This window comes from Mesobacillus foraminis, from assembly GCF_004340465.1.
In the GTDB taxonomy this organism is placed as follows: Bacteria; Bacillota; Bacilli; order Bacillales; family Cytobacillaceae; genus Mesobacillus_B; species Mesobacillus_B foraminis.
Window position 1 is genome coordinate 1,262 of record NZ_SLVV01000032.1, and the last position, 1,646, is coordinate 2,907.

The window sequence follows — 1,646 nt, forward strand, 5'->3', positions numbered from 1 at the left end:
CTCCCTCAAAACTAAACAAACAAGCCATCAACAGTACAGATCGTAAGATCTGCATTCCGAATGCCCTTAAGGCATTATCCTTAGAAAGGAGGTGATCCAGCCGCACCTTCCGATACGGCTACCTTGTTACGACTTCACCCCAATCATCTGTCCCACCTTAGGCGGCTGGCCCCATAAAGGTTACCCCACCGACTTCGGGTGTTACAAACTCTCGTGGTGTGACGGGCGGTGTGTACAAGGCCCGGGAACGTATTCACCGCGGCATGCTGATCCGCGATTACTAGCGATTCCGGCTTCATGCAGGCGAGTTGCAGCCTGCAATCCGAACTGAGAATAGATTTATGGGATTGGCTTCACCTCGCGGCTTCGCTGCCCTTTGTTCTATCCATTGTAGCACGTGTGTAGCCCAGGTCATAAGGGGCATGATGATTTGACGTCATCCCCACCTTCCTCCGGTTTGTCACCGGCAGTCACCTTAGAGTGCCCAACTGAATGCTGGCAACTAAGATCAAGGGTTGCGCTCGTTGCGGGACTTAACCCAACATCTCACGACACGAGCTGACGACAACCATGCACCACCTGTCACTCTGTCCCCCGAAGGGGAACGCCCTATCTCTAGGGTTGTCAGAGGATGTCAAGACCTGGTAAGGTTCTTCGCGTTGCTTCGAATTAAACCACATGCTCCACCGCTTGTGCGGGCCCCCGTCAATTCCTTTGAGTTTCAGCCTTGCGGCCGTACTCCCCAGGCGGAGTGCTTAATGCGTTTGCTGCAGCACTAAAGGGCGGAAACCCTCTAACACTTAGCACTCATCGTTTACGGCGTGGACTACCAGGGTATCTAATCCTGTTCGCTCCCCACGCTTTCGCGCCTCAGCGTCAGTTACAGACCAGAGAGTCGCCTTCGCCACTGGTGTTCCTCCACATCTCTACGCATTTCACCGCTACACGTGGAATTCCACTCTCCTCTTCTGCACTCAAGTCCCCCAGTTTCCAATGACCCTCCACGGTTGAGCCGTGGGCTTTCACATCAGACTTAAAGGACCGCCTGCGCGCGCTTTACGCCCAATAATTCCGGACAACGCTTGCCACCTACGTATTACCGCGGCTGCTGGCACGTAGTTAGCCGTGGCTTTCTGGTCAGGTACCGTCAAGGTGCCGGCAGTTACTCCGGCACTTGTTCTTCCCTGACAACAGAGCTTTACGACCCGAAGGCCTTCTTCGCTCACGCGGCGTTGCTCCGTCAGACTTTCGTCCATTGCGGAAGATTCCCTACTGCTGCCTCCCGTAGGAGTCTGGGCCGTGTCTCAGTCCCAGTGTGGCCGATCACCCTCTCAGGTCGGCTACGCATCGTCGCCTTGGTGAGCCGTTACCTCACCAACTAGCTAATGCGCCGCGGGCCCATCTGTAAGTGACAGCCGAAACCGTCTTTCAGCTTTCCCTCATGTGAGGAAAAGGATTATCCGGTATTAGCTCCGGTTTCCCGAAGTTATCCCAGTCTTACAGGCAGGTTGCCCACGTGTTACTCACCCGTCCGCCGCTAATCTTTGGGAGCAAGCTCCCTCCGATTCGCTCGACTTGCATGTATTAGGCACGCCGCCAGCGTTCGTCCTGAGCCAGGATCAAACTCTCCAATAAAGAGTATGAGT

The 1,646-nt window shown here is 54.9% G+C and carries 1 rRNA gene; it reads right to left on the reverse strand.

Going from position 1 to position 1,646, the window contains the following annotated elements:
* Positions 1 to 84 precede the first annotated feature (84 nt).
* Positions 85 to 1,635: ribosomal RNA gene (locus tag EV146_RS26680) — 16S ribosomal RNA — on the reverse strand.
* Positions 1,636 to 1,646 lie beyond the last annotated feature (11 nt).